This is a genomic window from Shewanella colwelliana ATCC 39565, assembly GCF_000518705.1.
In the GTDB taxonomy this organism is placed as follows: Bacteria; Pseudomonadota; Gammaproteobacteria; order Enterobacterales; family Shewanellaceae; genus Shewanella; species Shewanella colwelliana.
Window position 1 is genome coordinate 102977 of sequence record NZ_JAEC01000013.1, and the last position, 26721, is coordinate 129697.

A 26721-nucleotide genomic window follows, 5' to 3' on the forward strand; every position below is an offset into this window, starting at 1 on the left:
TTTATTGCCTATGTCGATATCCTTCCCTCGGGGTTTTTGTTAGACTCCGCGCTCACTTTTTGAACCCATTAGTTATTAACCCACGAGTGCACTATGACCTTCGATTCGCTTAGCCTTCATCCCCAGTTGTTAACTGCGGCCCAACATTGCGGGTATACGCAGCTGACTCAAGTGCAATCAAAAGTGATTCCAGTGGCTATTGAGGGGCGTGACATTATGGTGTGCGCTGAAACGGGTACTGGGAAAACCGCGGCTTATACCTTTCCTATGTTACATCGACTCATGAACGCGTCACGCACAGTGGGACAACTTAATGTGTTAGTGCTCACACCCACTAGAGAGCTTGCAATACAGGTAGGGGAGAGCATTAGTCGTTATAGTCGTGATACTGGGTTATCGAGTGTTGCGGTTTATGGCGGAGCAAATATAAACCCACAACGTAAGGCAATAAATCAAGGTGTGGACATTCTTGTGGCCACTCCTGGGAGACTGTTTGATCTGATTGGCCAGCATGGACTTGAGCTTGCCGATGTCAATCAATTGATTGTCGATGAAGCTGATAGAATGCTAGATCTTGGCTTTGTAAAAGATATCGAAAGAGTGAAAACTTTAGTTGCTGCGCACCATTCTACACAGCTATTTTCTGCCACATTTAGTTCTGGTATTAAAGCCCTAGCGACCAAGATGTTGCAGACTCCTGAGTGGATCAATGTGGCACAAAGCACTACTGCCGATCTGGTTAGGCAAGAGGTCTATAGTGTTGATAAGCGTCGTAAGGCAGAGCTGTTAGCTGAGTTGATTGGGCGTAATAATTGGCAGCAAGTGTTGGTTTTTGTGAGCACCAAAGAGAGCGCTGAAGCTCTGCACAAAGAGCTTAAACTTGATGGCATTAACAATGCGGTATTCCATGGCGATAAAACTCAGGGCGCCCGCAATCGTGCATTAGAGCAGTTTAAAGCTGGTGAATTGCGGGTAATGGTCGCCACAGATGTCGCAGCTCGCGGGTTAGATATCGCGGCATTACCTTTGGTGGTTAACTTAGAATTGCCTTTTGCCGCAGAAGATTATGTTCATCGTATTGGTCGCACAGGGCGTGCGGGTAACACAGGTCATGCCATCTCTTTTGTGGCGTTAAATGATGAGAAAATGCTCAAAGAGATTGAAGGGTTAATTGGCGAAGTGTTGCCACGTCATATTGAGCCTGGTTATGAATTAGGTGCGCCATTGCCTGCGAGATACCGAGAGTTACAGGTTGACTCATCCGCTAAGCCTAAGGTGCAGTATAAACGTAAAAAATCATCAGGTAAGAAGCTGACCAATAGTTATGCTAGTCGTCGTGCGAATAAATCTTCACGTTAACTGACAACAAAACTCCTATTGATAAAAAAGCCCCGCGGTAATTTGCGGGGCTTTTTTTGCCTTAAGTTAGTCGAGTTTAATGTCGACCCAGACTAAACGGTGATCAGAAGAGACGCTCTTACCTTGCTCGCCCGCTTCATTTTCAAAAAGATAACGCTGTGGGCTATCTTTTTCTTCCCAATATACGCCGCTATCGACGACATCAAGGTTGTTTGATGGCAGTACATAGTCTAAGCGCAGTGGATAGAGTTGTGTCCAGTCACCTGGATTCCCAACGTAAGGTTTATCGGTTTGATATTCGGCCGCACCTTTACTCTGCGGAATATAGTTGCCAACAGCGACTTCCTGAGACACTCGGCTATGGTTTAATAGTTGACGAATAGCATATTGGTAAGAGTCACCATCGACAGGGTCGGCATTAAAATCTCCGGCAATGATAAAGGAGGCATCGATGCCTAAGCCGCCCTTAGTGCCTTTGTCATCAATGAGATAGTAAGCTTGGGTAACATCATCACTGATGTAATCTGAGAACAAGCGGATCTCATCGTGGTTACGTTTACCATTTCTATCTTCTGGGCCATCAAATACTGGCGGTGTTGGATGCATACCTAAAAGGTGGACAGTATGCTCACCAATCTTCACGGGGACATCAATATGGTTTTTAGACGAGAGCCTGAAATCTGATAACGCCTCTTCACTGTAATAGCTGTCGCCAGACTCTGTCGTCGGCAACGCCGCATTTGGCATATCTTTCCAGAGGAATTTTTGGAAGCTACGGATATTGTCGGTGTCTAAAGGATATTTAGACATCACTACAAAGGCATATTGGCCATGATAAAAGCCGAAACCGTAAGCATCGTTAGGCAGGGCAATGATGCCGTTGCCATCGAGATCTTTTGATGCCAATAAGCCTGTATTTGTCGGCGCAAGATAGTAATAGGGGTAGTCAATTGGCTCAGCGCCATTTTGAGATTGGCCTAAGAATTTGCTATTAAAGTCTTTAACACCTTGATCGTTCAAGCCGACGCCGTCGTGATCGAATTCAGTTAAAAATACCACGTCAGGACGTGTGCGTTGTAGCACTTCGGCAATGTGCTTTATCTGCTGGCTTTCGCCTGCGGCTAACTCTTCATATATCTTGCCCGCTTCGGTGCGATCAAATGAGATGTTATAGGTTGCAAAGCGCACTGTTTCGCTTTGAGTATTGTTATCGTCCGATGAATTACAGCCAGCAAGCAGTGCGACTGATACGGCAATCGCCGCAGCGGTTTTTAGTAGTTTCATATTTTGACCCATCAATTATTAGTATGTTGTTGACGCCTATCTTGACGCCAATGCAGAGTGTAAATAGAGTGCTACAGGATAACTATGAAGTAGCGCTTGTTTTTATCTGGTTGGTTACTTGTTGTGCACTTTTTGCCGTTTTTCAGATAAATTTACTCATGTTAACAATATGTTGTCGTTCGGGGGCTTAGCTGTCGTTTCAATATAATCGGCTTTATGTTGGGGTGATGGTGCGAAAAGCGCAAAGCGCAACTGTCGCCAATCATTTAGTTGCTTTCATTTTTTTGCGGCCTACACTGTCGTGCTTCTACTTTAATCTACTTGGCTACCTCTGGAGTATTTAATGATACTAAAACCTATACCAACTACTATCATTACTGGTTTTCTTGGGGTTGGTAAAACAACGTTTATTAAGTACTTACTCGAGCATAAACCTGAAAATGAAGTGTGGGCGGTATTGGTTAATGAGTTTGGCGAAATCGGTATTGATGCCAGCTTGATGGATAATCAAGAGAGTGGTGTGCAAATCAAAGAGGTGGCGGGTGGATGTTTGTGTTGCGCCGCTGGCGTACCCACTCAGGTGGCCGTCACCCAGTTGATTGCTAAAGCGAAACCAGATCGGCTACTCATTGAGCCAACTGGACTTGGTCACCCTAAAGCCATTGTTGAGGTGTTACGCCAACCCCATTTTGAGCAGGTTATTGCACTACAATCGACACTTTGTTTGGTGGATGCTCGCAAGAGTAATGATGAGCGTTATCGAGACCATGAGACCTTTAATCAGCAAATTGAGATTGCCGATTTGATAATCGCCAGTAAAAGCGACTTAGCCAATGACGATCAGCGTGAGCAGTTGGCGCAATTTTTACGAGAGAAAACGTTAACGACGCCTGTATGGCCGGTGACCTTGCTGGCTGGGGCCGACTCCTTTATTGATACCCGTGAGCTCTATGACGAGTTAACTGCGCAATTTCTAAATGTGAAGACAATGGCTGGACGATTAGCGTCTAAGCCACGAACAGCATCCAGTCGACTGGCAATGCCGCAAGAGATGATGGGTAACGCCTCCATTTTTGAAGCACGGAGTGAACCTGTGACAATGGGGGCTAATGGGATCTATCACAGCGGTAATCAACACGACAACGTCTATAGCTGTGGCTGGATATTTGATTGCAGTTATGAATTTGATTTTGAATTGGTTTTTCATTGGGTCAAGTCCCAATCTTATTTGCGTCTTAAAGCTGTGTTGATTTGTGATGAGGGGATAGCTGGGATTAACTGTGTTGATGGTGAATTGAGTGTGGCAGAGCTTGAGGACAGTATGGACTCTCGCCTTGAAATCATTGCTGCCACACCTATCGAAATTGAAGCGATAGAATCACAGCTACTAGCGCTATCTAAACGTTTAAGTATTTGATATCTTCGCGGCATTAAACTTTCACCTATTAAATATATTAGCTTCTATGCACCTTGTCGAAAATGATCAATCGCTGGCTACAGACCCTATCCCCAAGTTAGTTTGGCGTTATACCATTCCGACGATTTTATCTATGTTAGTGACTGGGATATACGTTGCGATTGATGGCATGTTTGTTGGGCATTATTTAGGTGAGGTTGGCTTAGCTGGCATGATGCTCGCTTACCCTATAGGTGCCGTTTTGTATGCTGTCGGTGCATTGCTAGGGATGGGCGGCGCGTCGTTAGTGTCCATTAATTTGGGGCGTAATGACGTAGAACGAGCCCGAAAAATATTGGGTAATACGTTTACCTTATGCATTGTAGCTGGTCTCTTTTTTGCCACGGTAGGTACTCTGTTAGCCGACGATATACTGGTGTTACTTGGTGCTGAGGGAGAGGTGTTAAGTAGCGCAACAGACTACCTTTTCTGGTATTTTGCCTTGGGGTTTTTCCCTATCATCTCTATCGCTTTTACCGCTCTGCTGCGTAATGATGGTCGCCCAGGTTTTGTAACCTATGTATTGATTTTGGGTGGTTGTCTCAATGCGGTGCTCGACTGGTTACTGATTGTGGTCTTTCCCTATGGCTTAGTGGGGGCATCAATCGCCACGATGATCTCGCAAGCTGTGACGGGATTACTCTGCTTACAGCACTTTTTCAGTGATAAGACTCGTCTGCGTATCAATGTTGAGCAGATGAAGTTAACTTGGGATCACTGCCTTAATATTGTAAAAGTTGGTTTTCCTAGCTTCCTGATGAATCTCTATTTATCCATTGTCTTAACATTGCATAACATGGCATTTCTATGGGTTGGTGGACCGATACATGTGGCGGCTTATGGCGTGGTTAGTTATACCGAGGCATTGTTTTACTTAGTTTTTGAGGGGATTGCCTTTGGTACCCAACCCATCTTCAGTTTTAATGCTGGTGCAAATAGATTTGATAGAGTGTTTAAGACCTTTAAGATTGCCGTCATTATGACCTTAGTGACCGCAGCGATTGGGCTGTTGTTTATCTATATCGTGCCTGAATATCTGGTCTATATTTTTGCGGGTGATAATGCGCAATTGACCCCAGTGGCTATCGAGGGGATGAGGCTCTATTTTTGGGGGCTACCTATGGAAGGGCTGCTGTTAATTGGCGCCGCTTTTTTTCAGGCAATTAATTGTCCTCGGGAAGCGTCGATATTAACGGGCTCTAAACTGCTTCTTATCGCCGTGGTGATCTACCTATTTGCTTGGCTATTTGGGGTCACTGGCGTATGGATTTCGCTGGCTTGTTGCAGCTTATTGTTAGCCCTTTGGATGCTGGTAACCTTGAACAAGCTTGCCAAGCGTTTAAGTTAGCCGCTAATGCTGTTAGGATAGTCCACATTAGCCATTATTATATGGTAACAAAGCCATTTCCACCTGATGACTGTTATGGAATCAATCGCTAAATAAAGGGTAGCGGTCATAAACCTATGATCACAAATAAGGATATTTGTATGATTGGAAAAAATTCATATATCAGTGCAGTGATACTGTGCGGCCTTCTGACACTCTCTCCACCGATTACCGCTTCGCCCTTCAGTGAAGCCTATAGCGCTTATCAAGCCGCTATTGAGCAGCAAGACAGTGCAGCAGCGGTAAAATATGCAGAGCAAGCATACCTATTGGGTAAAAGTTATTTTGAAGCCAATAGTATCGATGTCGCTCATTTAGAACTTAATTGGGCGACCGCGTTGCAAGATAATAATGAAAATACACTTGCGTATGACCACTTTAACTCGGTCATTGCTACGTATCGGCAGCGGTTTGGCAAAGATGCAATAGAGCTGATTGATCCATTAATCGGTGCGGCAGACACTGTCGAGCTGTCTAAAGAAACGAAGCAGTTATTTGAACAAGCGATTGATATTGCAGAGGATGCAAACAAGCCTTTATTGCTTGCTGAGGTGCAGATGCTGGCTTTTAATAAGCTGGCATCGACGGCCTATTACACGCGTGATGTGCGAGATTACGCCATTGACGCGCTGGAGATATATCAAACCGAACTACCTGAAGATGCCGTGGCGCGTTTAAAAGCGACCTTTTATGTTGGCATGGTCAAGGCGGCAGAAAGTAAAACCAGTTTGGCAATTGAATATCTTGAGGAGGTCGTGAAGCAATTTGCGGTGCTTGATTACAGCCATCCCTATAAATTGGCTGCTCATGCGCGTTTAATCGAACTTTATGAAAAGAAAGGCGATAGCGACAGCTCGACTCAGCACTGTATTGCAATAGGCAGTATGAAACCGTGGTCAGAGACACAGAATCAGGCACCGCTGTTTAGGTTAGCACCGCGCTACCCCATCTCTTATGCACGTGATGGTAAAGAGGGCTGGACGCAGATGAGCTTTACGGTGGATGAACAAGGATTTGTGAAAGATCCTGTTGTGATTGCTTCTGAAGGCGGTAAGTTATTTACCAAAGAGTCTTTAAAGGCGATCAAACGCTGGCGTTATGCTCCTAAGTTTGTTGATGGTCAGCCGGTAGCCGCTGAAGCGACCGTACAACTGGAGTACAGCCTTAGTCCTTAATTGATTGAAAATAATTGCTTAATTAGAATCGTTGTAAATAAAAAGCCCCGATATTAATCGGGGCTTTTTATTTATTTTACTCATTGATATTAGAACAGCTTACTGCCCCATCCGAGTTTGTTTCGCAGCACATGGAAGTAATTGTAACCTTTTGGGTGGATAAGCCTTAAGCGCTCACCGCTGCGCTTTACGATGATCTCATCGCCAGGTAGCACAGGTAGTGTCACATGGCCATCACAACTCACCTCTAGGCTGTCACCGTTATCCGGTGACACCACAAGTTTAATAATGCTACATGCGTCGACCACAATTGGACGACATGACAGGGTGTGTGGAAACATTGGTACTAAAATTAACGCTTCGAGATTAGGGGTTAAAATTGCCCCCCCAGCCGAGAGTGAATAAGCGGTCGAGCCTGTTGGGGTAGAGACAATCATGCCATCGGCGCGCTGGCTATACATGAACTTGTCGTCAATATAGACTTCAAACTCAATCATATGAGCAATTTTACCTGGATGAAGTACCGCCTCATTCACCGCGGTATTGCATGATTTGAGTACACCATGTCGATGGACTTCAGATTCCAGTAAGAATCTATGCTCAGTTTCATAGTCGCCTTGAAGCACTTTGCCGAGGGCTTCTTCAAACGTATCTGGGGGTAAGTCGGTTAAGAAGCCTAAGTTTCCGCGGTTAACACCAATGACACCAATGTCGAACCGAGCGAGTACACGCGCCGCACCGAGCATATTGCCGTCGCCACCAACGACAATGGCCAAATCACAGTATTCACCAATTTGCAGTAAATCAACGGACTTGGCCTGCGGACCAATATCGGTCGCCACACGTTCTTCTACATAGACGTCATAGTCTTGCATGATCAACCAATGATGAAGACGCTTTAAGGTTTTATGGGTCCCAGCATGATTGGGTTTACCAATTAAGCCAATTGTGTGAAACGCTTTGCTCATATTTGTGTCTGATCCATGCCTTAGGGCTTGAAACCTCGAATTTGATCCCCATAATATGCCCAGAGCATGCAGAAACAAAGCATTTTTAGCTGGAGTAACAATGAGCAACGAATCAAGCAAAGCACAAGAACCGCAAATTGATGAAACTTTAGAAGCGCAAGTCGATACCGAGGTGGTAGAAGATGAAGCCAGTTTGATGGATGAGCTTACCCAAGCTAATTTCAGGGTAGAAGAGCTGGAGCAAGCTTTAGCTGCTGCAGAGGCTAAAGTTGAAGAGCAAAAAGATTCCGTGATACGTGCTGCAGCAGAGGTGGATAATGTTCGCCGCCGCGCCGCTATGGATGTGGAAAAAGCGCATAAGTTCGCCTTAGAAAAGTTTGCGAATGAACTACTGCCTGTGATCGATAACTTGGAACGAGCGTTGTCGGGAACTAACAGTGAAGATGAAAACACCAAAGCCATTTTTGAAGGTGTTGAGTTAACACTGAAGAGTTTCACCAGTGCCGTGGAGAAATTTGGTCTGTCTCAAATCAATCCACAAGGCGAAGCATTTGATCCAGAGCATCACCAAGCGATTGGTATGCAGCCAAGTGCAGACTTTCCAGCTAACACTGTGATGATGGTGATGCAGAAAGGTTATCTGCTGAATGACCGCCTCTTACGCCCAGCGATGGTGATGGTGTCTCAAGGCGGTGCATCGGTCGATACACAAGCCTAATCTTTACAGATAGACATGATTTAATCAAAGTAATAGACAATAAAAAAGGCCTCTAAAGAGGCCTTTTTTATTGTCGCGATTTTACCCGTTAAGGTAGTGCTCAATTTGGTTTAAAATGCCGGGGCCATCGAGTTGTAGCTCAGCCAAAATCTCGTTGGAGTCACCATGTTTAATAAACTCATCTGGCAAGCCGATGTTTAACACGGCTTTAGGCAGTTTAAGGGTTTGTAGCAGTTCGAGTACACCAGATCCCGCACCACCCATAATGGCGTTCTCTTCTACTGTGACAAGTAGGTCATGGCTGCTTGCTAGTTGCTGAACTAACTCAACATCAAGTGGTTTAACAAAGCGCATATCGGCTAAGGTCGCATCAAGGGCTTCTGCTGCATGAGAAGCGGCGGCCAATGTGGTACCAAAGTTAAGAATCGCGACTTTAGTGCCTTGGCGTTTAATGAGGCCTTTACCGATAGGTAACGCCGTCATCACCTCCACTTGATGTTCGCCAGTCGCACTCCCTCTGGGGTAACGAATCGCTGTTGGACCATCATTGTAGCAGTAGCCAGTATAAAGCATCTGACGACACTCGTTTTCATCGGAAGGCGCCATAATTACCATGTTCGGCACAGTGCGCATAAAGCTCAAATCAAACGCGCCTTGATGGGTGGGACCATCAGCACCGACGATGCCACCACGGTCAATGGCGAAAATAACGGGCAGTTTTTGCAAGGCGACATCATGGATCAGTTGATCATAACCACGTTGCAAGAAGGTCGAATAGATGGCGACAACTGGCTTATATCCTTCACAGGCGAAGCCTGCGGCTAAGGTTACCGCATGCTGTTCGGCAATGGCGGCATCAAAGTACTGGCTAGGGAAACGTTGAGAAAACTCAACCATACCAGAACCTTCACGCATAGCAGGAGTGATCCCTAAGACTTTTTCATCTTTGTCAGCCATATCGCAAAGCCAGCGCCCAAACACCTGAGAGAAGGTTGGGTCTGCGGGTTTAGCGGCAGGTTTTTCAAAAGTGGATGGGTCAAATTTTGGCACCGCATGCCATCCGATAGGATCTTTCTCTGCGGGTTCATAGCCACGTCCCTTTTTGGTCATGATGTGCAGAATCTGCGGTCCAGAAAGGTTACGCATGTTTCGCATGGTTTCAACTAACGCGTCGACATCATGGCCATCGATTGGGCCGATATAGTTAAAGCCAAGCTCTTCAAACATAGTGCCCGGCACAACCATACCTTTAAGGTGTTCTTCTGTTCGCTTAGCCATCTCTTTGATGACAGGCATTCCTTCTAGCACTTTTTTGCTGTTTTCACGGATAGTGGTATAGAAACGTCCAGACATCAGTTGAGCTAAATGGTTATTTAGCGCCCCAACATTTTCAGAAATCGACATCTCATTATCATTGAGGACAACTAACATATCGTTGTGCAGATCGCCGGCATGGTTCATGGCTTCAAACACCATGCCGCCAGTCATGGCACCATCACCGATCACGGCAACAACTTTGCGGCCCGCTTGCTCTTTTTCCGCGGCCACAGCCATCGCTAAGGCAGCACTAACTGACGTACCTGAATGTCCGACACTGAAAGTGTCATATTCGCTCTCTTCACGCCAAGGGAAAGGGTGTATTCCCCCCTTCTGCCTGATGGTATGCATCCTGTCGCGACGACCCGTCAAGATTTTATGGGGATAGGCTTGGTGCCCTACATCCCAGATCAGGCGATCAAATGGTGTGTTATAGACGTAATGAAGTGCAACGGTTAATTCGACTGTACCGAGTCCAGACGCAAAGTGGCCGCTCGAAATACCCACAGATTTGAGTAGGTAACTTCTAAGTTCATCAGCAAGTTTTGGTAATACACCTTGTGGCAGCTGTCTAAGCTCATCGGGTGTATTGGCCTGTGCTAGCACAGGGTATTTCATAATATCCAAACTCATAGCGAGATTCTTTGTCTCTTTATTATACTCTTCGCTCAATGATAAAACGGGCGAATTCGGCAATTAACTGGCTATTGTATGGTAATTTAGCCAGCGCTGATAGGGCGTCGTTAATCAAACTTTCTGCAGTCGCCTGCGCCCCTGATAAACCTAATAATTTCGGGTAAGTACTTTTGTTCGATTCGCAATCGGAGCCTTGGGGTTTCCCAAGCTCTTCAGTACTGGCGATAATATCGAGTACGTCATCTTGAACTTGAAAAGCTAGACCGACAGCATCTGCGAACTCTAACAAGAGATCTTGTTCATTATCTGTGATGTCTGCGGCAATTATAGCTAATGCCACTGCGCAGCGGATCAGTGCCCCGGTTTTTAATCTATGTAACTGTTTAAGCGTCGTTAAATCTATCTGTTTGTCAGTAGCGTTGAGATCCATTGACTGGCCACCGCACATCCCTTGATAACCCGACGCTTTAGCTAATGCGGCTACCATTGCCAGTTGTTGCTTAGGGCTCAGTTGAGCCATTGGCTGGCTGATGATTTCAAAAGCCAAGGTTTGTAATGCGTCACCGGCAAGAATGGCTGTGGCTTCATCAAAGGCAATATGCACTGTCGGTTGTCCGCGGCGTAAAGCGTCGTCATCCATTGCAGGAAGATCGTCGTGAATCAGCGAGTAGGCATGAATGCACTCAATTGCGGCCGCGCAGGCATCTAAGCGCTCTAGGGGGACATTGAGCATATCACCGACGGCGTAGACTAAAAATGGTCTAATACGCTTACCACCAATCAATGCTCCATGTTGCATTGCAGCCTTCAATTTAGGCTCTGTGTCGTCTTGAGATGAGATGTAGTGGCGCAGGAGTTTATCAACTCGCTGCTGGTAGAGTGTTATCGCATCAGCTAGCAATTATTCGCCCTCGGCAAGATAGGGGGTCAAGGTTTGTTGATCGTGCTCTTGAGTCAGTATCGATACTTTCTGTTGGGCAGCTGCCAGCTTATTTTGACTATTGCGGACTAAATTAATACCACGTTCAAACTGCTTCAGCGCATCATCGAGCGAGACATCTCCCTGTTCGAGATCGGAAACAATACGTTCTAGCTCAGATAGCGACTCTTCAAATGAGAGGTTTTCAGGTTTTTTAGCCACGACAATTTTCCCAAGAAATTAGCGACACACAAAGTATATCAGTGAACCCTAAGGGTCAAATCATGGTGTCGGATATTTGTGCAATAGCACGCTTTAAGGAGGTTTTTTTATAAAAAATTGAATTTGTAGCTAAACTTGCGTGTAAGCTGTCCGATAATTGAATTAGAACAATACTCAATTTTGCCTGATATTATATCCTAAAGTGGACCTGGCAGTTAGATGAATAATGTGCCGATGGGAGACTTTTATGACAAAAGAATGCACAAGTGCCTCCGCCTTTCCATGCTGTTAGGAAAATTTTTTAGGTGCAGAGACATTGACCGCGCTGATTGAAACCGCTCGGTTTTAGAAACAGCCAAATACTAAACATGAGGAACAGTTGTGGATTTAGCGACCCTGATAGGCCTAATCGGCGCGTTTGGTTTTATTATTGGAGCTATGGTCAGTAGTGGTGGTATCGCGATTTTTATCGACGTGCCCTCAGTGCTCATCGTAATGATCGGTTCTCTGTTTGTGGTGATGATGAAGTACAACCTAAAGCAATTTTTAGGTGCGGTTAAAATTGCTGCTAAAGCGTTTATGTTTAAGATTGATAAACCCGAAGAGTTGATTGAGCAGTCTGTCACCATGGCGGATGCGGCGCGTAAAGGTGGCTTCTTAGCCCTGGAAGAGGCTGAGATCACCAATAGTTTTATGCAAAAAGCGGTCGATATGTTGGTGGATGGACACGATGGCGATGTGGTACGTGAAGCATTGGAAAAAGATATCGCCTTGACCGAAGAGCGTCATAAAACGGGTGTCGGTATATTTAAAGCCTTGGGTGATGTCGCCCCGGCAATGGGGATGATTGGTACGCTTATTGGTTTGGTGGCGATGCTCTCCAACATGGATGACCCCAAGTCTATTGGCCCAGCGATGGCGGTGGCCTTGTTAACCACCTTGTATGGGGCAATTATAGCTAACATGATCGCTATTCCTATTGCCGATAAGCTGGCATTACGTATGGGTGAAGAGATGCTCAATCGTAATTTGATTATGGATGCGGTTTTGGCAATTCAAGATGGTCAAAACCCACGTGTCATTGAAGGGTTCCTTAAAAATTACCTCTCTGAAAAGCAGCGTCAAATAGATACAACGGACGGGGAATAGCCAGATGGCTAAAAAGCAGAAGTGCGATTGTCCACCTGCGGGAGCGCCAATGTGGTTGGCGACCTTTGCCGATCTCATGTCGCTGCTGATGTGTTTCTTCGTATTGCTTTTGGCGTTCTCTGAAATGGACGTGATGAAGTTTAAACAGATCGCTGGCTCAATGAAGTATGCTTTTGGTGTGCAGAATAAAGTTGAAGTCAAAGATATTCCCAAAGGTACCTCAGTGATTGCGCTTGAATTTAGACCGGGCAAGCCTGAGCCAACGCCTATTGAGATCATTAATCAGCAAACCAATGAGATGACTGAGCCGACGATTGAAGTGCAAGCCGGTGAAGATGACAGTGCTGGTGGTGTTCAGCAACAACGTGGTGAGCAGCGTGGTGGTGAGGCGTCCTCAACTTCTCAAGAACAAGCAGAGGCTGAAGCGCAATCACAGTCACAGCAAGCTCAAGCGGCTGCGCAAGATCAGATTAACGATCAGGTGAAGAAAATGGCGCAAGAGCTCAATAAAGAGATCGTCGATGGCGCCATTGAGATTGAGTCCTTAGGTCAGCAAATCATTATCCGCATTCGTGAAAAGGGCGCTTTTGCATCGGGGTCTGGCTTCTTGCAACCTAGGTTTAAACCGGTTGTGCGCCGTGTCGGCGAACTGCTTAAAGATGTACCGGGTATAGTAACGGTATCGGGCCACACTGATGATATGAATATTAGCAATGAGCTCTATAGCTCTAACTGGGACCTGTCTAGCAAGCGTGCTGTTGCCGTCGCCCATGAGCTTATTCGTGTTAAGGGGTTTGATCAGCAACGAATGAAAGTGGTGGGTATGGCTAACTCGGCACCGTTAGTTGGCAATGATTCTGCCAACAGCCGTGCGCGTAATCGCCGTGTAGAAATCGCCATTGAGCAAGGCAAGGCAAAAGAGTCTGATGAGATATTGGTCGGGCAATAATCACTGTTGTGACCCATCTCAATAATCAATAAGCCCTTTTAGGGCTTATTTTTTGTCTAGCTGCGATTTAATCTATCTTTTCAGCAGCCTTAATAGGCATTAATGCGGCTTACTTGATATAATGGCTAAATTGCTGTTTAAAATTTTACCTCCTCGGAACTCCCATGAAATTTATCGTAAAACTGTTTCCTGAAATCATGATGAAAAGCAAACCGGTAAGAATGCGTTTTACCAAGATGCTTGAAACCAATATCCGTAACGTGCTGCGCAAGGTCGATGAAGAGGCCACCGTACAGCGTCAATGGGATAAAATCATGGTTAAGGTTCCCGCTGGTAAGCCTGAGATGGTGGCGGTTTATGCTGAACGCTTAGCCTGTATACCCGGTATTGCCCATGTGCTGCAGGTCAAAGAGAGCACGTTTGAGTCTGTGGATGATATCTATCAACAAACCTTAGCTCTGTATAAAGATGAGTTGGCGGGTAAGACCTTCTGTGTGCGGGTGAAGCGCAGTGGTAAACACGATTTTAATTCTATTGAAGTTGAGCGTTATGTGGGCGGTGGTTTAAACCAGTTTACTGATGCTACAGGTGTTCGATTAAAAAATCCTGATATGACGGTTAACCTAGAGATAGATAGAGAAAACCTCTATTTGGTCGAGAAGCGTATCGATGGTTTGGGAGGCTTCCCAATGGCGACCCAAGAGGATGTGTTATCACTTATCTCTGGTGGTTTCGATTCAGGTGTATCTAGCTATCAGTTTATTAAGCGTGGCTCACGTACCCATTACTGCTTTTTTAATCTTGGTGGCGATCAACATGAGATAGGGGTGAAGCAAGTGGCTTATCACCTATGGCAAAAATATGGTGAGTCTCACAAGGTTAAATTTGTCTCAGTGCCGTTTGATCCCGTTGTGACAGAGATCTTAGAGAAGATTGATAATGGTCAAATGGGCGTCATCCTTAAACGTATGATGATGCGGGCTGCATCTCGCGTGGCGGCTAAAATGGGAATACAAGCCTTGGTAACTGGCGAGGCAATGGGGCAGGTTTCGAGCCAAACGTTGACCAATCTAAACGTGATTGACCGTTGTACAGACACCTTGATTTTACGTCCGCTGATCGTGATGGATAAGCAAGATATCATTAATATTAGTCGTAAGATTGGCACTGAAGATTTTGCAAAATCTATCCCTGAATATTGCGGCGTCATTTCACAAAAACCAACGGTTAAAGCCGTGTTGTCTAAGATTGAAGCGGAAGAAACAAAGTTTTCAGAAGACTTACTCGATCGTGTTATCGAGGCGGCAGAAGTGATTGATATTAGAGAAATAGCTACCAGTATGGATACTAAAATAACCGAAACCGAAACCGTTGATGTCGTCAGTGGTGGTGAGGTTATCGTCGATATTCGTGCGCCTGAAGAGGAAGAACAGAGCCCACTGGCAATTGATGGTATAGAGATTAAGACCATCCCATTCTTTAAGTTAGCGACTCAGTTCGCCGATCTCGATAAGGCTAAGACATACCTATTGTATTGTGACAGAGGCGTTATGAGTAAGCTACAGGCCCTTTATCTGCAAGAGCAGGGCTATCACAACGTGAAAGTTTACCGTCCTTAGTCAAAACCTGTGTTTATTAAGCCGCCTTTGGGCGGCTTTTTTGTTTTTAGTCCTTAAGCACCTATTTCAGGATATGGATGCTTTATTGGGATGCATCGGGGTTAGTGGAAATTAAGGTTGAGGCATGGTCTAGGCATGAGGCTGTAGAGGCTTGAGCCTACTAGGTCGCCACTTGTTGATATGACAAGTTTATCCCCACTGCGAAGCTTTGGTTTATGTTACTGGATTTACCCTGCTGGGCATAAAGGGCAATACCGTTGCTGCGAGAAACAAAAATGAGGCACAAAAAAAGCCGCATCAAAATCAGTGCGGCTTATAGACAACTAGGCGTTGGGCAAGCAGATAAGTTTATTCTGCGCGTTGAACCGTCACCTTGGTTGCTTCATCTTCTTGAGCAACTAATACAGCGTTAAGATCTTCATTAAGGTCTTGTTGCATCTGTACTAGGCCTTCAGCAAGTTGTGCGCTGATTGATGCATGTAAGTCAGTTGTATCGATAACTATTTCATCGGCAGTCGCAGCGGTAGAAGCTGAGAGAAGTGCGATGGCAAAAACAGTTTTAAAGTTAATCATAGTGGTCGCCTCCGGGCGGCATATATTGGGGGGTCAGACACTCCCCAATTACGTCGTAGAGGCTGTCTAACTTTAATCATTTTGTTGCGGCGAATTTTGACCAAAAACACTTTCCTTTACAAACGATAAAATGTAACAATGACGATTAGAAAAACTAATCGAAAAATGAGATAAGGATCACTATGTCCAGACGATTACCTCCTCTTAATGCGGTCAAGGCATTTGAGGCTGCCGCTAGGCATTTGAGCTTTACTCGTGCTGCAGAAGAGCTATTTGTTACGCAAGCTGCTGTTAGTCATCAGATTAAGGCATTAGAAGAGTTTTTAGGGCTAAAATTGTTTCGACGTAAAAACCGTTCATTACTCCTAACGGAAGAGGGCCAGGGGTATTTTTTAGATATAAAAGATATTTTTGTGCAACTTGCCGATGCAACAGACCGTTTACTTGCCCGAAGTGCCATTGGTTCGCTTACCGTCTGTACTTCCCCCAGTTTTGCGATTCAATGGCTAGTTCCACGCCTTGCAAATTTTAGCGAGAACAATCCAGATATTGATGTGCGAATTAAGGCGGTTGATGATGAAGTGAGCTCGCTCACAGACGATGTCGATGTCGCTATCTATTATGGCATGGGTAACTGGCCTGGAGTGCGCGCAGATAAATTGCGTAATGAAGTACTTATTCCCGTTTGCTCGCCCATGTTACTTAATGGACCTAAGCCGTTAGAAAAGCCTGCAGATCTGAAAAATCATACGCTGTTACATGATTCTAGTCGTCATGATTGGCAGGCTTGGTTTAGACAATGTGGGATTAATGATATTAATGTGAACCAAGGACCGATTTTTAGTCATTCATCATTAGTGCTACAGGCAGCAGCGCATGGCCAAGGGGTAGCCTTAGGGTACAGCGTGCTCGCGCGTCCAGATATCAAAGCTGGACGATTAGTGTGCCCATTTCCTGAAGTGTTAGTAAGTAAGGATGCCTACTATCTCGTTTGTCAGCAAAATCACGCCGATGTGGGTAAGATTGCCGCGTTTCGTCAGTGGATGTTGGATATGTTTGAGGAGGAGTCGCGTAGCGAGCTTCTTCCTGGGTAATGGGTAATTTGACTGTGGATAAAATTTTATTTCGTGAGCCTTTCGAGACGCAACAGCTGTTGCCCAGTGAAATATTGCTTGAGGGCGATCTGACTCAAGATGGCGCGCTGGGGAGTGAGACCTTGATTGTGTTCGCTCATGGGGCTGGGGCGAATATGCTTCATCCTTTTATGACTGATATGGCTCAAGGGCTTGCCCATGAAGGAATGGCGGTTGCCCGCTTTAATTTTCCGTATATGCGAGCCAATGCGTTCGATGGGAAACGGCGTCCTCCAGATGGAGCACCAAAACTTGTTACCGATTTCAATCTCCATATTGCAGCAATACGTGAACGCTTAAAACCCAAACGGCTTGTGTTAATGGGTAAGTCGATGGGGGGACGCATGGCTGCTATCGTCGCGGATCATTCCCTTGTTGATGGAGTGATCTGTTTAGGTTACCCCTTTGTGCCGCCAAAAGGTGGAGAGCCACGTCTTGAACCAATACAGGCGTGCCAAGCCCCCTTGCTGGTGATTCAGGGGGAGCGAGATAAGTTTGGTGGTAAAGGGGAGGTTGAATCTTGGTTAGACCAACGTCTTGTTAAACTGGCTTGGCTACCTGATGGCGATCATAGTTTTGTACCAAGAAAGTCGTCAGGCACAACACAAGCGGCTAATCTAAACCAGGCGATATCATATAGTGTTAAATTCATTCGGGGGCTAGATGCGTAAAGGGTTTCTTTTATTGGCTGCGTTAAGTGGTTTTATGGCAGTAGCGTTGGGGGCCTTTGGTTCACATGGGTTAAAGCATATTGCGACACCAGAGATGATCGCAATATTTAATTTAGGGGTCGAATATCAGTTCTATCATACTTTCGCCCTAATTGCCGTTGCCTTCAGTGGCCACTGGCTACAGTCAAGGTTGATTGATTGGGCGGGCTATCTATTTATAGTCGGCATCATCTTGTTTTCAGGGTCTTTATACTTATATGCGTTGTTAGGGACCAAGTGGACTGGCCCAATCACCCCGCTCGGTGGTGTCTGTTTTCTGCTTGGGTGGTTATTTATTGCGGTCGCAGTGTGGCGTAATCGTGTTGTCGAGCTTGATGACTAAGCCCCATATCGTATTAGTCTGTTAGACAGTGTAGAATGGCGGCCAATTAATTGGTCGCCATTTTTTTCAGGAATTTCTGATGATAAATCTATTTTTATATTGCCGCGCTGGCTACGAGAAAGAGTGCGCCGCTGAGATACAACAGCGTGCGGCTGAGCTAGATATTGGCGGGTTTGTAAAGACCAATCGAAATGATGGCTATGTGATCTTTCAGTGCTTTCAAGCTGGCGATGCCGACATCTTAAATCAAAAGCTCGCACTAGACTCACTAATCTTTACACGTCAGATGTTTGCGGCAAATGAGCTGTTAACATCATTACCTGAAAACGATCGAGTAAGCCCGATAGTTGAGGCGCTCGCTAAGGTGAGCAAAGCGGGTGAGCTAAGGGTTGAAACCCCAGATACTAATGAAGCCAAGGAGCTTTCTAATTTCTGTCGCAAGTTTACAGTGCCGCTGCGTCAAGCCCTTAAACGCAGCGGTAGCTTATTAGAGAAAGAAAACCCTAAGCGCCCAATTATCCATGTCTGTTTTGTCGGTTCGGGTACCGCTTATGTTGGGTATTCTCTAAGTAATAATAGCTCGCCTTACTATATGGGCATTCCGCGACTCAAAATGGCAGCTGATGCACCCAGTCGTTCAACCTTAAAACTAGATGAAGCCTTTATTCATTTTATTCCCAAAGAATCCCATGAGCAGCGCCTGCGCAGCGGTATGAATTCAGTGGATTTAGGAGCGTGTCCTGGTGGTTGGACTTATCAATTGGTTCGTCGTGGTATGTTTGTTGCGGCAGTTGATAATGGCCCTATGGATCAAGGCTTGATGGATACGGGACAAGTTAAGCATTACCAAGCTGACGGTTTTAGATTTGAACCGCCACGCAAGAATATTTATTGGTTGGTGTGCGACATGGTTGAAAAGCCTTCACGGGTTGCAGAGCTTGTCGAAGCTTGGGCAATCAATGGCTGGTTTAAAGAGGCGATATTCAACCTCAAGCTACCGATGAAGAGTCGCTATAAAGAGGTATCGACTATTTTGGACACCATGAGAACCATTTTGAAAGAGAATGGTATCGAGGAGTTTCAGCTTTCCTGTAAGCATCTTTATCATGATCGCGACGAAGTTACTGTACACCTGTGGTTGCGTCCAAGTGTTGGGTTTTAGTCTGTCTTAACGTTAAAAAAGCCCCGCATAACAGGTTATGCGGGGCTTTTTTGTTACTCGCTCTACTTATAATAAATAGCGCAAATAATTACAGACGTTCAATCACTGCTTGAGTGAAATCAGTCGTGCCATGAGTACCACCTAGGTCACGAGTGGTGCGATCGCCTTCAGCAATAACTGCTGAGACTGCGCTACGGATAGCTTCAGCCTTGTCTGACATACCTAGGTATTCCAGCATCTGAATTGATGCCAAAATCACAGAAGTTGGGTTCGCAAGGTTTTTACCTGCAATATCAGGGGCGCTGCCATGTACGGCTTCGAAGATTGCGGCATTCTTACCAATGTTAGCACCCGGTGCCATACCTAAACCACCGACAAGACCTGCACAAAGATCTGACAGAATGTCGCCAAATAGGTTAGTTGTCACGATGACATCGAAGTTTTCTGGGTTCATCACTAACTTCATGCACGTTGCATCGACAATCATCTCTTCAGTGGTGATGTCTGGGTAACGTAGGCTAACTTCACGGGCGACTTTCAGGAATAGACCTGACGTCGATTTCATGATGTTTGCTTTATGTACGATAGTGACCTTCTTACGGCCCTCTTTACGCGCTAGCTCGTAGGCAAATGTGGTGATCTGCTCAGCACCTTGGCGAGTAATGATACTGGTAGCTTCAGCGGTCGCGCCATCATCAGAGATAGTTTGGCCTAACCCTGAATACATCCCTTCAGTGTTTTCACGTACAGTGATGATGTCGATGTTGTCGTAACGTGCTTGAGTCCCAGCGAAAGAAAGCACTGGGCGCACATTGGCGTACAGGCTGAACTTCTTACGTAAGGTCACGTTGATAGAGGTAAAACCTTCACCAACAGGTGTGGTTAATGGACCTTTTAGGGTAATGCTGTTTTTTTCAATTAGATCTAAGGTGCGCTGTGGTAGAAGTTCACCTTGTTTCTCTAGCGCAGTTAAACCGGCATCGGCAAACTCGTATTCGAAATCGCATCCTGCTTTATCTAGGATTTTTATCGCTGAATCGATAATGCTAGGTCCAATCCCATCACCCGGGATCACGGTAATTGTTCTTTTTGACATGGAGAGTCCTTCCACGGTTGGTCGTTACTGCTATTGTCTGACCATGTCGCAAGACACGGTTTTATGACTATGAATTTTTTAGAATGTTGTCTGCTACATTTTAACTTCTTTTACGCACATTTCACAGGAAATAGTGAGCAATCTCACGTTTTTTTGTGTAGGGTAACTTGCATTAATAGAGGCTAATGACGATGATTGATCCTTAAGCGTTAAAAAAGTCTACTTTAGTCTAATAACTCCCGCAGAATCGGTTAATAAAATAATTAAAACGAGGAAGACCTTGAAGTCATTACCCACTACAGCATCCCTTACATTACTCTGTGCCAGCCTCTTTTCAGCCTCTGTGTTGGCGGCAGATGTTACCCCTAACGCAATAATGAAGTTTGAATCACTTGATAAGCCTGTGATTTCAGCACTTGGCAATACCTTTGCAGTTGAAGTTGCGCCCGACAGGGGCGACAGTCATGGTTTGGTGAAAAAGCTGGATGCAGATAAATCATTTAGCGTGAGTGGTGCGAGTAAACCACAAATCAGTCGCGATGGGCGTTTTGTCGCGTTTAAGCTTGATACGCCGCTATTTGAATATGAAAAGGCCAGTGACAAGGCGCGTAAAAAGTTCAAATCAGGTTTGGTGCTTCTCGATACCCAAACGGGCAATGAAACGCGTTATGAAAGGGTGGAGTCGTTTGCATTCAACCAAGCAGGCACTCATTTAGCGATTTGGTATGAAGCGGATGAGGCTAAAAGTAAAGACAAAGACAAAGACAAGGCGACAGAGAGTGACGAGCCTAACGTCGATAAATATGACAAGGGACGTACCTTAGTTATTATTTCTCTTGCGAACAACAGCAGTGAAACATTCGAACAGGTAACTGCCTACCATTTTGATAAGCGTGGTGCTTATGCCGTTGTGGCTAAAAATGATGTGAGTGCCAAGGCGCACCAGATCCTGTTACACAAGCTTGCAGACAATAGCTCGTCGGTAATTCAAGGTTATATCGATCAGCAGATAGGCGCCGTATCTGTTAGCGAAGATGGTCAATATGTAGCATACACCTATGGTGCTGTCGCTGATGCCCCTTACGGCCGAGAGTACCGATTAGCGCTTTATGATTTGGGCAAACAAACATTAAATAAAACACAGGCGTCAAAGGATTGGACCCTTAATCGCTATACTGAACTCAATTTCTCTGATGATAGTCAGCGGTTATTTTTCGGTCGTGTACCGCAAGTTAGCCAACAACTGTCATTACCTAAGGTCAGCAGCCAAGCCGATCTGTTTGACGAAACGGTAATCACTGGACAGCGGCAGTTACGTGTCTGGCATGGCGATGATCCACGGATTAAACCCAATGAGATTAAACAGTACAACAAGGAGCTTAAGCGCACTTACTTAGCGGTATTACACCTAAACAGCCGCCAAGTAGTGCAGTTGGCCGACCTTGAAGTGCCAGATGTAGAGGTGCAGCAACAGCAACGTTTTGTCCTAGCCAGTAGTGATGTGCCCTACTTGAAAATGATCACTTGGGCGGGGTTCTACCGCGACTACTACCTAATTGATATCAATACTGGACGAAAAATTCCATTTTTAGTGCAACAGCCTAGTGGTGAGAAGCCAACCCTGTCACCCAACGAACGCTTTGTCGCCTACTACCAGCAAGGAGATATCTATCTTTACCAGATAGCTCAAGATACGCGTATTAAGTTGACTAAGGACTTTAAGACGCCCTTTGCCGATGAAGATCATGATTATCCGTCGACAGCGCCTAGTTACGGGTTTGGCCCATGGCTAGAAGATGGTTCGGCTATCTTAGCCTATGACAAATATGATATCTGGCAGTTTAATACCGACTCATTTAACGCGTTCCGCATTACCGCATCTCAGGGCCGTAAACAGCAGATCCAATTCCGAGTGACTGGCCTCGCTGAGCACAAAGACAAAGCGACCTGGGTGAGCAATGACCAAAACCTGTTATTGCATGGCTACAATGAAAAGAGCAAAGGGGATGGTTTCTATCAGGCTCAAGTCGGAGTGTCAGGCGTTAAGACGCTGATGGAAGGGGATTATAAGCTTAAGTCGTTAGTTAGAGCAGAAGAGAGCGATAAGTTCCTTTTTTCTAAAGAGCGCTATGACCTTTATCCAGACCTCTACAGTGCCAAGCTGGATGCACCACAAAAAGCCCTGCGCCAAACAGATTTAGATGCGCAAAAACGTGGCTTAGATTGGGGCGATGCAGAGTTGGTTCATTGGACAAACGGCGATGGCAAACCACTCGATGGCGTGCTGATTAAACCAACCAATTATAAAGCGGGTGAACGTTATCCTGTGCTGGTTTATTTCTACCGCTTTATGAGCGATCGTCTACATGCATTTCCGCAGATGAAACTGAACCATCGTCCAAACTTTGCTTGGTATGCGGATAATGGCTATGCCATTTTCCTCCCAGATATTCGTTTTGAAGTGGGTTACCCTGGTGCAACGTCGGTGCAAGCGCTAACCTCTGGCGTACAAAAACTTATCGATATGGGGATTGCCGATCCCGATGCGGTGGGTATTCAAGGGCACTCGTGGGGCGGCTATCAAACTGCTTTTGCGGTCACTCAAACCCATATCTTTAAGGCTGCGGTAACGGGAGCTCCGGTATCTAACATGACCAGTGCATACAGCGGTATACGCCATGGCAGTGGTCTTGCGCGACAGTTTCAATATGAAACGGGGCAAAGTCGCATTGGCGAGAGTCTGTTTAGCGCGCCACAAAAATATATTGAAAATTCGCCCATCTTTTATGTTGAGCGTATTCAGACACCAATGATGATTATGTTTGGTGATAAAGATGACGCGGTGCCTTGGGAGCAGGGGATAGAGCTATATCTAGCGATGCGCAGAGCGGGTAAAGATGTGGTGTTTTTACAATATGAAGATGAACCACATCATCTGAAAAAATACCCTAATAAGGTCGATTATAGCTTGCGCATGATGGACTACTTTGAACACTATTTAAAAGGTAAACCTGCACCAAGTTGGCTAATGCAAGGCGAAGCCTATACTGAGTACAAGAAAGAAGATTAGTAGCGAAGAGATATCTTGCTTAGGCGATTGCTGATAATACTATCGGTAATATTGCCTAACACTTTCAAAGCCGAGCGATAACGTTCGGCTTTTGTTTATCAAGGAGGTGAGTGATGAATGAAGATACCAAAGGGGCTAAGGTCAGGGTGCCACCGCCGCTGATATTCATATTGTGCATCGCATTAGCTTGGGCAGTCGACCGGTATCTTCCATGGCATTTTGTCTCGCCACTTTGGCTCAAGGTGGCATCAATAGCTCTGATATTAGTGGGCTTTTGGGTGTTGCTGCAGTTGTTGGTACTGTTTAAACGCCAGCAAACGGCAATAGAGCCTTGGAAACCGACGACCTTTATCATCACCAATGGCTATTATCGTTATTCCCGTAACCCTATCTATCTCGCCTTCTGCTGTTTTCCTATAGGTTTAGGTTTTTATATCGGCTCTATTTGGCTACTGCTAAGCACTCTGCCTGCATTGTTTGGGGTGTATTGGTTTGCGATTAGGGCTGAGGAAGAGTATTTATTGGCTAAGTTTCCCGATGACTATGGTGACTATATCAGGCGAGTGCGGCGTTGGCTTTAATGGCAGACATGTGGTGTCTGCCATTGATGATAAGGGCCTAACCACCTATGTTTGCTGAGAGGTACTGCTGATAGGTGTCTTGTCCCCAAGCGACGAGCTTGTCATCTTTAAAGAGCAAAGGGGTGCACTCATCGCGTGTGGTTTCACCATCAGATTTATTATGGTGAGTACGGTAAAACAATACTTGTAGAGTTTGATTGCTGCTGGTTTTGGCTTCTGAGAAGTCTGCTTTCCCCAGTAAGAGTTCCACCTCTGCGATAGGCTGTCCCAGAGAGAGTTCAGTCAATTTGGCGTTGTTATAACTTTGTCTGTCTTCCCAATCCATATCATCTGGCGTTGGTTCGTATACCAATACCACTACTGCAACAAAAGCTAAGTAAGCGGCAAATATTGAGCCGATAATGACGGGAACTTTCGATTTCATTGTTCTAAGCGGTCCTTCTGACAATTGATGACACATAGTCACGTGGCAACATAATCTTCACAATATAAAACAGATGAAAATGGGAAGATACCCTTTGCGCCCTTTAGTTAAAAAAGAATAAGTAACTTTATGTTTACGTCGCTTGAGATTGCTGTGTTCTGAACTGGGCTAGATTAGTATTGAGTGGCATATCTGTTTGCAATTGCACTAACTTGTAGCTCAGGCGCGCCATGGGTTTGCCTTCTTCGAGCTTTTTGGCTTGTTTAGTACCTATTTTATCCAAAGACGAGTAGATATTGGCTAAGGTTCTAAAGGTCTTGAGCAGTTCCGCCGCTGATTTGGGGCCAATACCCGGCACCCCTGGGATCTTATTACCGCTATCTCCCGCCAAGGCCATAAAATCAATGAACTGACTTTGTTCAACCCCTAGTTTTTGCTCTCTGTCTTTCACATTGAGTTCTATTTGGTTGAAGTGATCCCACTGGCTAATAGAGCGACCACAAAGTGGGATAAAGCCTTTGTCGGTTGAAACGATGATCGCTCTACCCTGAGCATCCTTTATCTTGGTGGCTAAGGTTGCAATAACATCATCCGCTTCAGATTGTGCATCGATAGAGTTTACCCCTTGGCTTGCTAAATAGACTTTGATGTTAGGCAGCTCTTTTGCCAATGCATCAGGCATAGGTTTACGGCCTTTTTTATAGTCGGCAAAGAGCTGTTTTCGCCAAGAGATAGCATCGCCGTCCCACACAATCGCAACGTGGGAGGGTTGATGATGTTTAAGTAGCTTACGGCATGCTGAACCGACGCGCTCCGCTAAACCGTTTACATCATTTTCGTTGGGCTGAGCGGCATGTATACGCCTAACTAAATTAAGTCCATCGATAATTAACAAGGTGTTCATAGCTACGAATCAGTTCTCTTATGGTTATGGCTAGCGAGCGGCTACTCCGCGCTGCTTGGTTTTTCAATTTGACGCTGCTTGTAAAGGGGGCTGTATGCCTCCCGACATCGCTGGGTATACCCTTCCTTAACAACATGTGCCAATAAGCTAGGACCCAAAAACCGTAAAAGATTAATAGGCCCTGATGACTTTTTGCTATTTGACGATTTTGTAGCAAGGAACATACTCGCTGCCCGGCAATTTCATTCGTTGCTGGGAGACGAAAGCGGCTAACAGCTCATCCATCATGTTCATTAAGGTTTCATCACCTTTTAATTCAAATGGCCCTAAACGGGTGATCTCTTTGATGGTTTCCATTTTTACATTACCAGCGACTATACCAGAAAATGCGCGTCTTAGGTTGGCCGCTAACTCCGCTTTATTTGGCTGAAAATACAGGTTTAAGTTAGTCATCATTTCATGACTGGGATCAAAGGGAAGCTGAAACTCAGGCTCGACTTTAAGCGACCAGTTGTATTGGTATGAGTCGCCGGTATCTTTGCGATGCAGTTTTATCTCATCCATGCCATGGCTCATTATTCGTGCCACCTGCACAGGATCATCAACGATGATTTGGTATTTACGTTGCGCCTCTTCACCTAAGGTTGCACCGATGAACTGGTCGATTTTGGTGAAATAGTCCGCACTCTCCTTTGGCCCAGTTAAAATCAATGGGAAAGGGGTCGAGGCATTTTCTTTATTCAGTAGAATGCCTAACAAGTAAAGAAGTTCCTCCGCTGTGCCCGCACCGCCCGGAAAGATAATGATACCGTGGCCTAAGCGAACAAAAGCCTCTAGACGTTTTTCGATATCTGGCAAAATAACTAGCTCATTGACTATTTGATTTGGTGGCTCGGCGGCGATGATACTTGGCTCAGTTAGACCTATATATCGAGCATTGCGTACCCGCTGCTTTGCATGGCCAATGGCGGCACCTTTCATGGGGCCTTCCATTGCGCCAGGCCCACAACCGGTGCAGATATTGAGTGAGCGTAATCCCAATTCATAGCCCACCTCACGTGTATATTGATACTCAACTTCATTAATGCTGTGGCCCCCCCAACATACGACGACATTGGGCTCTTGACGGGGGATCACTTGTGCGTTGCGCAGAATATCAAATACCACATTAGTAATATGGTTAGAATTGGTCAGATTAATATGTTTGAGGTTATCGTAGCGGTCACTGAGGTAAACGATATCTCTGAGCACTGCAAATAGGTGCTCTTGGATCCCTGCAATGATTTGTCCATCGACAAAGGCGGCTTCTGGTGGATTAACCAGTTCAATCTTTATGCCGCGTTCACGGCGCAATACATTGATATTAAAATTACTATACTGTTCAAATAAGCCTTGGGCATTATCACTCTGTAAGCCTGAGGCTAGTACGGCTAATGAACAGTTGCGGAAAAGTTGGTAGAGCTCACTACTGGCGTTTTGTTTGAGGCGATCAACTTCCAATTGTGAAAGTTGATCCATGCTACCTCTGGGACTGATGTTCACGATCATGGCAACTCCTTAGCAGGAG

General features: G+C 45.5%; 24 protein-coding genes. 14 read left to right on the forward strand and 10 right to left on the reverse strand.

The window, feature by feature from the left end; all coding sequences use genetic code 11:
* Nucleotides 1-93: 93 nt before the first annotated feature.
* Nucleotides 94-1359 (forward strand): DEAD/DEAH box helicase, encoded by a 1266-nt coding sequence (locus L876_RS21350; protein ID WP_037428205.1) that lies wholly within the window; start codon nt 94-96, stop codon nt 1357-1359.
* Nucleotides 1360-1425: 66 nt separating this feature from the next.
* Here L876_RS21350 and L876_RS0107830 read toward each other — a convergent pair whose 3' ends face one another.
* A complete protein-coding gene (locus L876_RS0107830; protein WP_028763296.1) occupies nt 1426-2643 on the reverse strand; it encodes an endonuclease/exonuclease/phosphatase family protein in 1218 nt (405 codons plus the stop codon).
* Nucleotides 2644-2986: 343 nt separating this feature from the next.
* Here L876_RS0107830 and L876_RS0107835 point away from each other — a divergent pair, with 343 nt between their 5' ends.
* The 3 genes from L876_RS0107835 to L876_RS0107845 all read left to right on the forward strand — a co-directional run bounded on the left by L876_RS0107835 (nt 2987) and on the right by L876_RS0107845 (nt 6661).
* Nucleotides 2987-4060, forward strand: a complete 1074-nt coding sequence (locus L876_RS0107835) for a CobW family GTP-binding protein (protein WP_028763297.1) — start codon at nt 2987-2989, stop codon at nt 4058-4060.
* Between the two features lie 46 nt (nt 4061-4106).
* Complete coding sequence (locus tag L876_RS0107840) at nt 4107-5447, forward strand: MATE family efflux transporter (RefSeq protein ID WP_028763298.1); 1341 nt, start codon at nt 4107-4109, stop codon at nt 5445-5447.
* A 140-nt stretch (nt 5448-5587) separates the two neighbouring features.
* Entirely contained in the window at nt 5588-6661 is a 1074-nt protein-coding gene (locus tag L876_RS0107845) for a TonB family protein (RefSeq protein ID WP_028763299.1), read from the forward strand.
* 89 nt (nt 6662-6750) lie between these two features.
* Here L876_RS0107845 and nadK read toward each other — a convergent pair whose 3' ends face one another.
* A complete protein-coding gene (gene nadK, locus L876_RS0107850) occupies nt 6751-7629 on the reverse strand; it encodes an NAD(+) kinase (RefSeq protein WP_028763300.1) in 879 nt (292 codons plus the stop codon).
* A gap of 100 nt (nt 7630-7729) precedes the next feature.
* On the opposite strand from nadK, the gene grpE reads away from it, so the two are divergent.
* Nucleotides 7730-8347, forward strand: a complete 618-nt coding sequence (grpE, locus tag L876_RS0107855; RefSeq protein ID WP_028763301.1) for a nucleotide exchange factor GrpE — start codon at nt 7730-7732, stop codon at nt 8345-8347.
* A gap of 81 nt (nt 8348-8428) precedes the next feature.
* On the opposite strand, the gene dxs is transcribed toward grpE, so the two are convergent.
* Genes dxs through xseB form a run of 3 tightly spaced genes read right to left on the reverse strand, consistent with a single transcriptional unit; the run spans nt 8429 to nt 11441 of the window.
* On the reverse strand, nt 8429-10297 hold the full coding sequence (gene dxs / locus L876_RS0107860; RefSeq protein ID WP_028763302.1) for a 1-deoxy-D-xylulose-5-phosphate synthase: 1869 nt from the start codon (nt 10295-10297) through the stop codon (nt 8429-8431).
* Nucleotides 10298-10319: 22 nt separating this feature from the next.
* On the reverse strand, nt 10320-11201 hold the full coding sequence (gene ispA, locus L876_RS0107865; RefSeq protein WP_028763303.1) for a (2E,6E)-farnesyl diphosphate synthase: 882 nt from the start codon (nt 11199-11201) through the stop codon (nt 10320-10322).
* A complete protein-coding gene (gene xseB / locus L876_RS0107870) occupies nt 11202-11441 on the reverse strand; it encodes an exodeoxyribonuclease VII small subunit (protein WP_028763304.1) in 240 nt (79 codons plus the stop codon). It abuts the gene before it with no gap.
* A 381-nt stretch (nt 11442-11822) separates the two neighbouring features.
* Here xseB and pomA point away from each other — a divergent pair, with 381 nt between their 5' ends.
* The 3 genes from pomA (at nt 11823) to thiI (ending at nt 15158) form a co-directional block, all read left to right on the forward strand.
* Entirely contained in the window at nt 11823-12590 is a 768-nt protein-coding gene (gene pomA / locus L876_RS0107875; RefSeq protein ID WP_028763305.1) for a flagellar motor protein PomA, read from the forward strand.
* A 4-nt stretch (nt 12591-12594) separates the two neighbouring features.
* The gene (locus tag L876_RS0107880) at nt 12595-13539 is read left to right on the forward strand and encodes a flagellar motor protein MotB (RefSeq protein WP_028763306.1); all 945 of its coding nucleotides are present in this window, start codon (nt 12595-12597) and stop codon (nt 13537-13539) included.
* Nucleotides 13540-13703: 164 nt separating this feature from the next.
* Nucleotides 13704-15158 (forward strand): tRNA uracil 4-sulfurtransferase ThiI, encoded by a 1455-nt coding sequence (gene thiI, locus L876_RS0107885; RefSeq protein ID WP_028763307.1) that lies wholly within the window; start codon nt 13704-13706, stop codon nt 15156-15158.
* Between the two features lie 348 nt (nt 15159-15506).
* On the opposite strand, the gene L876_RS0107890 is transcribed toward thiI, so the two are convergent.
* Nucleotides 15507-15731 carry a hypothetical protein gene (locus L876_RS0107890; RefSeq protein ID WP_028763308.1) on the reverse strand — a complete coding sequence of 75 codons (225 nt, stop codon included), beginning with the start codon at nt 15729-15731 and terminating at the stop codon, nt 15507-15509.
* A gap of 182 nt (nt 15732-15913) precedes the next feature.
* Here L876_RS0107890 and L876_RS0107895 point away from each other — a divergent pair, with 182 nt between their 5' ends.
* The 4 genes from L876_RS0107895 (at nt 15914) to rlmM (ending at nt 19079) form a co-directional block, all read left to right on the forward strand.
* Complete coding sequence (locus L876_RS0107895) at nt 15914-16825, forward strand: transcriptional regulator GcvA (RefSeq protein WP_028763309.1); 912 nt, start codon at nt 15914-15916, stop codon at nt 16823-16825.
* Nucleotides 16825-17535: an alpha/beta fold hydrolase gene (locus L876_RS0107900; protein ID WP_156029391.1), complete on the forward strand. Its 711-nt coding sequence runs from the start codon at nt 16825-16827 to the stop codon at nt 17533-17535. The genes L876_RS0107895 and L876_RS0107900 overlap by 1 nt, the downstream gene beginning before the upstream one ends.
* On the forward strand, nt 17528-17917 hold the full coding sequence (locus L876_RS0107905; RefSeq protein WP_028763311.1) for a DUF423 domain-containing protein: 390 nt from the start codon (nt 17528-17530) through the stop codon (nt 17915-17917). Before L876_RS0107900 ends, L876_RS0107905 begins: the two co-directional genes overlap by 8 nt.
* Nucleotides 17918-17996: 79 nt before the next feature.
* Nucleotides 17997-19079 carry a 23S rRNA (cytidine(2498)-2'-O)-methyltransferase RlmM gene (rlmM, locus tag L876_RS0107910; protein ID WP_028763312.1) on the forward strand — a complete coding sequence of 361 codons (1083 nt, stop codon included), beginning with the start codon at nt 17997-17999 and terminating at the stop codon, nt 19077-19079.
* 88 nt (nt 19080-19167) lie between these two features.
* Here the strand turns inward: rlmM and L876_RS0107915 are convergent, their stop codons facing one another.
* Nucleotides 19168-20175 (reverse strand): isocitrate dehydrogenase, encoded by a 1008-nt coding sequence (locus tag L876_RS0107915; RefSeq protein ID WP_028763313.1) that lies wholly within the window; start codon nt 20173-20175, stop codon nt 19168-19170.
* Nucleotides 20176-20455: 280 nt separating this feature from the next.
* Here L876_RS0107915 and L876_RS0107920 point away from each other — a divergent pair, with 280 nt between their 5' ends.
* Nucleotides 20456-23245 carry an alpha/beta hydrolase family protein gene (locus L876_RS0107920; RefSeq protein WP_037428209.1) on the forward strand — a complete coding sequence of 930 codons (2790 nt, stop codon included), beginning with the start codon at nt 20456-20458 and terminating at the stop codon, nt 23243-23245.
* A gap of 113 nt (nt 23246-23358) precedes the next feature.
* Nucleotides 23359-23826 (forward strand): methyltransferase family protein, encoded by a 468-nt coding sequence (locus L876_RS0107925; protein ID WP_028763315.1) that lies wholly within the window; start codon nt 23359-23361, stop codon nt 23824-23826.
* Between the two features lie 37 nt (nt 23827-23863).
* Here the strand turns inward: L876_RS0107925 and L876_RS0107930 are convergent, their stop codons facing one another.
* From L876_RS0107930 to ppnN, 3 genes are all read right to left on the reverse strand, one after another.
* Entirely contained in the window at nt 23864-24250 is a 387-nt protein-coding gene (locus L876_RS0107930; RefSeq protein WP_028763316.1) for a DUF3192 domain-containing protein, read from the reverse strand.
* Between the two features lie 133 nt (nt 24251-24383).
* Nucleotides 24384-25154, reverse strand: a complete 771-nt coding sequence (gene xni / locus L876_RS0107935; RefSeq protein WP_028763317.1) for a flap endonuclease Xni — start codon at nt 25152-25154, stop codon at nt 24384-24386.
* 195 nt (nt 25155-25349) lie between these two features.
* Nucleotides 25350-26702 carry a nucleotide 5'-monophosphate nucleosidase PpnN gene (gene ppnN / locus L876_RS0107940; RefSeq protein ID WP_028763318.1) on the reverse strand — a complete coding sequence of 451 codons (1353 nt, stop codon included), beginning with the start codon at nt 26700-26702 and terminating at the stop codon, nt 25350-25352.
* Nucleotides 26703-26721: the final 19 nt, after the last annotated feature.

Bases quoted from the DNA above. Each gene is read 5' to 3' on its own strand.
- L876_RS0107900 (WP_156029391.1), top strand. From the start codon at position 16,825: ATGGGTAATTTGACTGTGGATAAAATTTTATTTCGTGAGCCTTTCGAG.
- L876_RS21350 (WP_037428205.1), top strand. From the start codon at position 94: ATGACCTTCGATTCGCTTAGCCTTCATCCCCAGTTGTTAACTGCGGCC.
- dxs (WP_028763302.1), bottom strand. From the start codon at position 10,297: ATGAGTTTGGATATTATGAAATACCCTGTGCTAGCACAGGCCAATACA.
- L876_RS0107840 (WP_028763298.1), top strand. From the start codon at position 4,107: ATGCACCTTGTCGAAAATGATCAATCGCTGGCTACAGACCCTATCCCC.
- L876_RS0107930 (WP_028763316.1), bottom strand. From the start codon at position 24,250: ATGAAATCGAAAGTTCCCGTCATTATCGGCTCAATATTTGCCGCTTAC.
- L876_RS0107835 (WP_028763297.1), top strand. From the start codon at position 2,987: ATGATACTAAAACCTATACCAACTACTATCATTACTGGTTTTCTTGGG.
- xni (WP_028763317.1), bottom strand. From the start codon at position 25,154: ATGAACACCTTGTTAATTATCGATGGACTTAATTTAGTTAGGCGTATA.
- L876_RS0107845 (WP_028763299.1), top strand. From the start codon at position 5,588: ATGATTGGAAAAAATTCATATATCAGTGCAGTGATACTGTGCGGCCTT.
- L876_RS0107895 (WP_028763309.1), top strand. From the start codon at position 15,914: ATGTCCAGACGATTACCTCCTCTTAATGCGGTCAAGGCATTTGAGGCT.
- rlmM (WP_028763312.1), top strand. From the start codon at position 17,997: ATGATAAATCTATTTTTATATTGCCGCGCTGGCTACGAGAAAGAGTGC.
- L876_RS0107915 (WP_028763313.1), bottom strand. From the start codon at position 20,175: ATGTCAAAAAGAACAATTACCGTGATCCCGGGTGATGGGATTGGACCT.
- L876_RS0107880 (WP_028763306.1), top strand. From the start codon at position 12,595: ATGGCTAAAAAGCAGAAGTGCGATTGTCCACCTGCGGGAGCGCCAATG.
- grpE (WP_028763301.1), top strand. From the start codon at position 7,730: ATGAGCAACGAATCAAGCAAAGCACAAGAACCGCAAATTGATGAAACT.
- ppnN (WP_028763318.1), bottom strand. From the start codon at position 26,702: ATGATCGTGAACATCAGTCCCAGAGGTAGCATGGATCAACTTTCACAA.
- nadK (WP_028763300.1), bottom strand. From the start codon at position 7,629: ATGAGCAAAGCGTTTCACACAATTGGCTTAATTGGTAAACCCAATCAT.
- L876_RS0107890 (WP_028763308.1), bottom strand. From the start codon at position 15,731: ATGATTAACTTTAAAACTGTTTTTGCCATCGCACTTCTCTCAGCTTCT.
- L876_RS0107905 (WP_028763311.1), top strand. From the start codon at position 17,528: ATGCGTAAAGGGTTTCTTTTATTGGCTGCGTTAAGTGGTTTTATGGCA.
- L876_RS0107830 (WP_028763296.1), bottom strand. From the start codon at position 2,643: ATGAAACTACTAAAAACCGCTGCGGCGATTGCCGTATCAGTCGCACTG.
- L876_RS0107925 (WP_028763315.1), top strand. From the start codon at position 23,359: ATGAATGAAGATACCAAAGGGGCTAAGGTCAGGGTGCCACCGCCGCTG.
- thiI (WP_028763307.1), top strand. From the start codon at position 13,704: ATGAAATTTATCGTAAAACTGTTTCCTGAAATCATGATGAAAAGCAAA.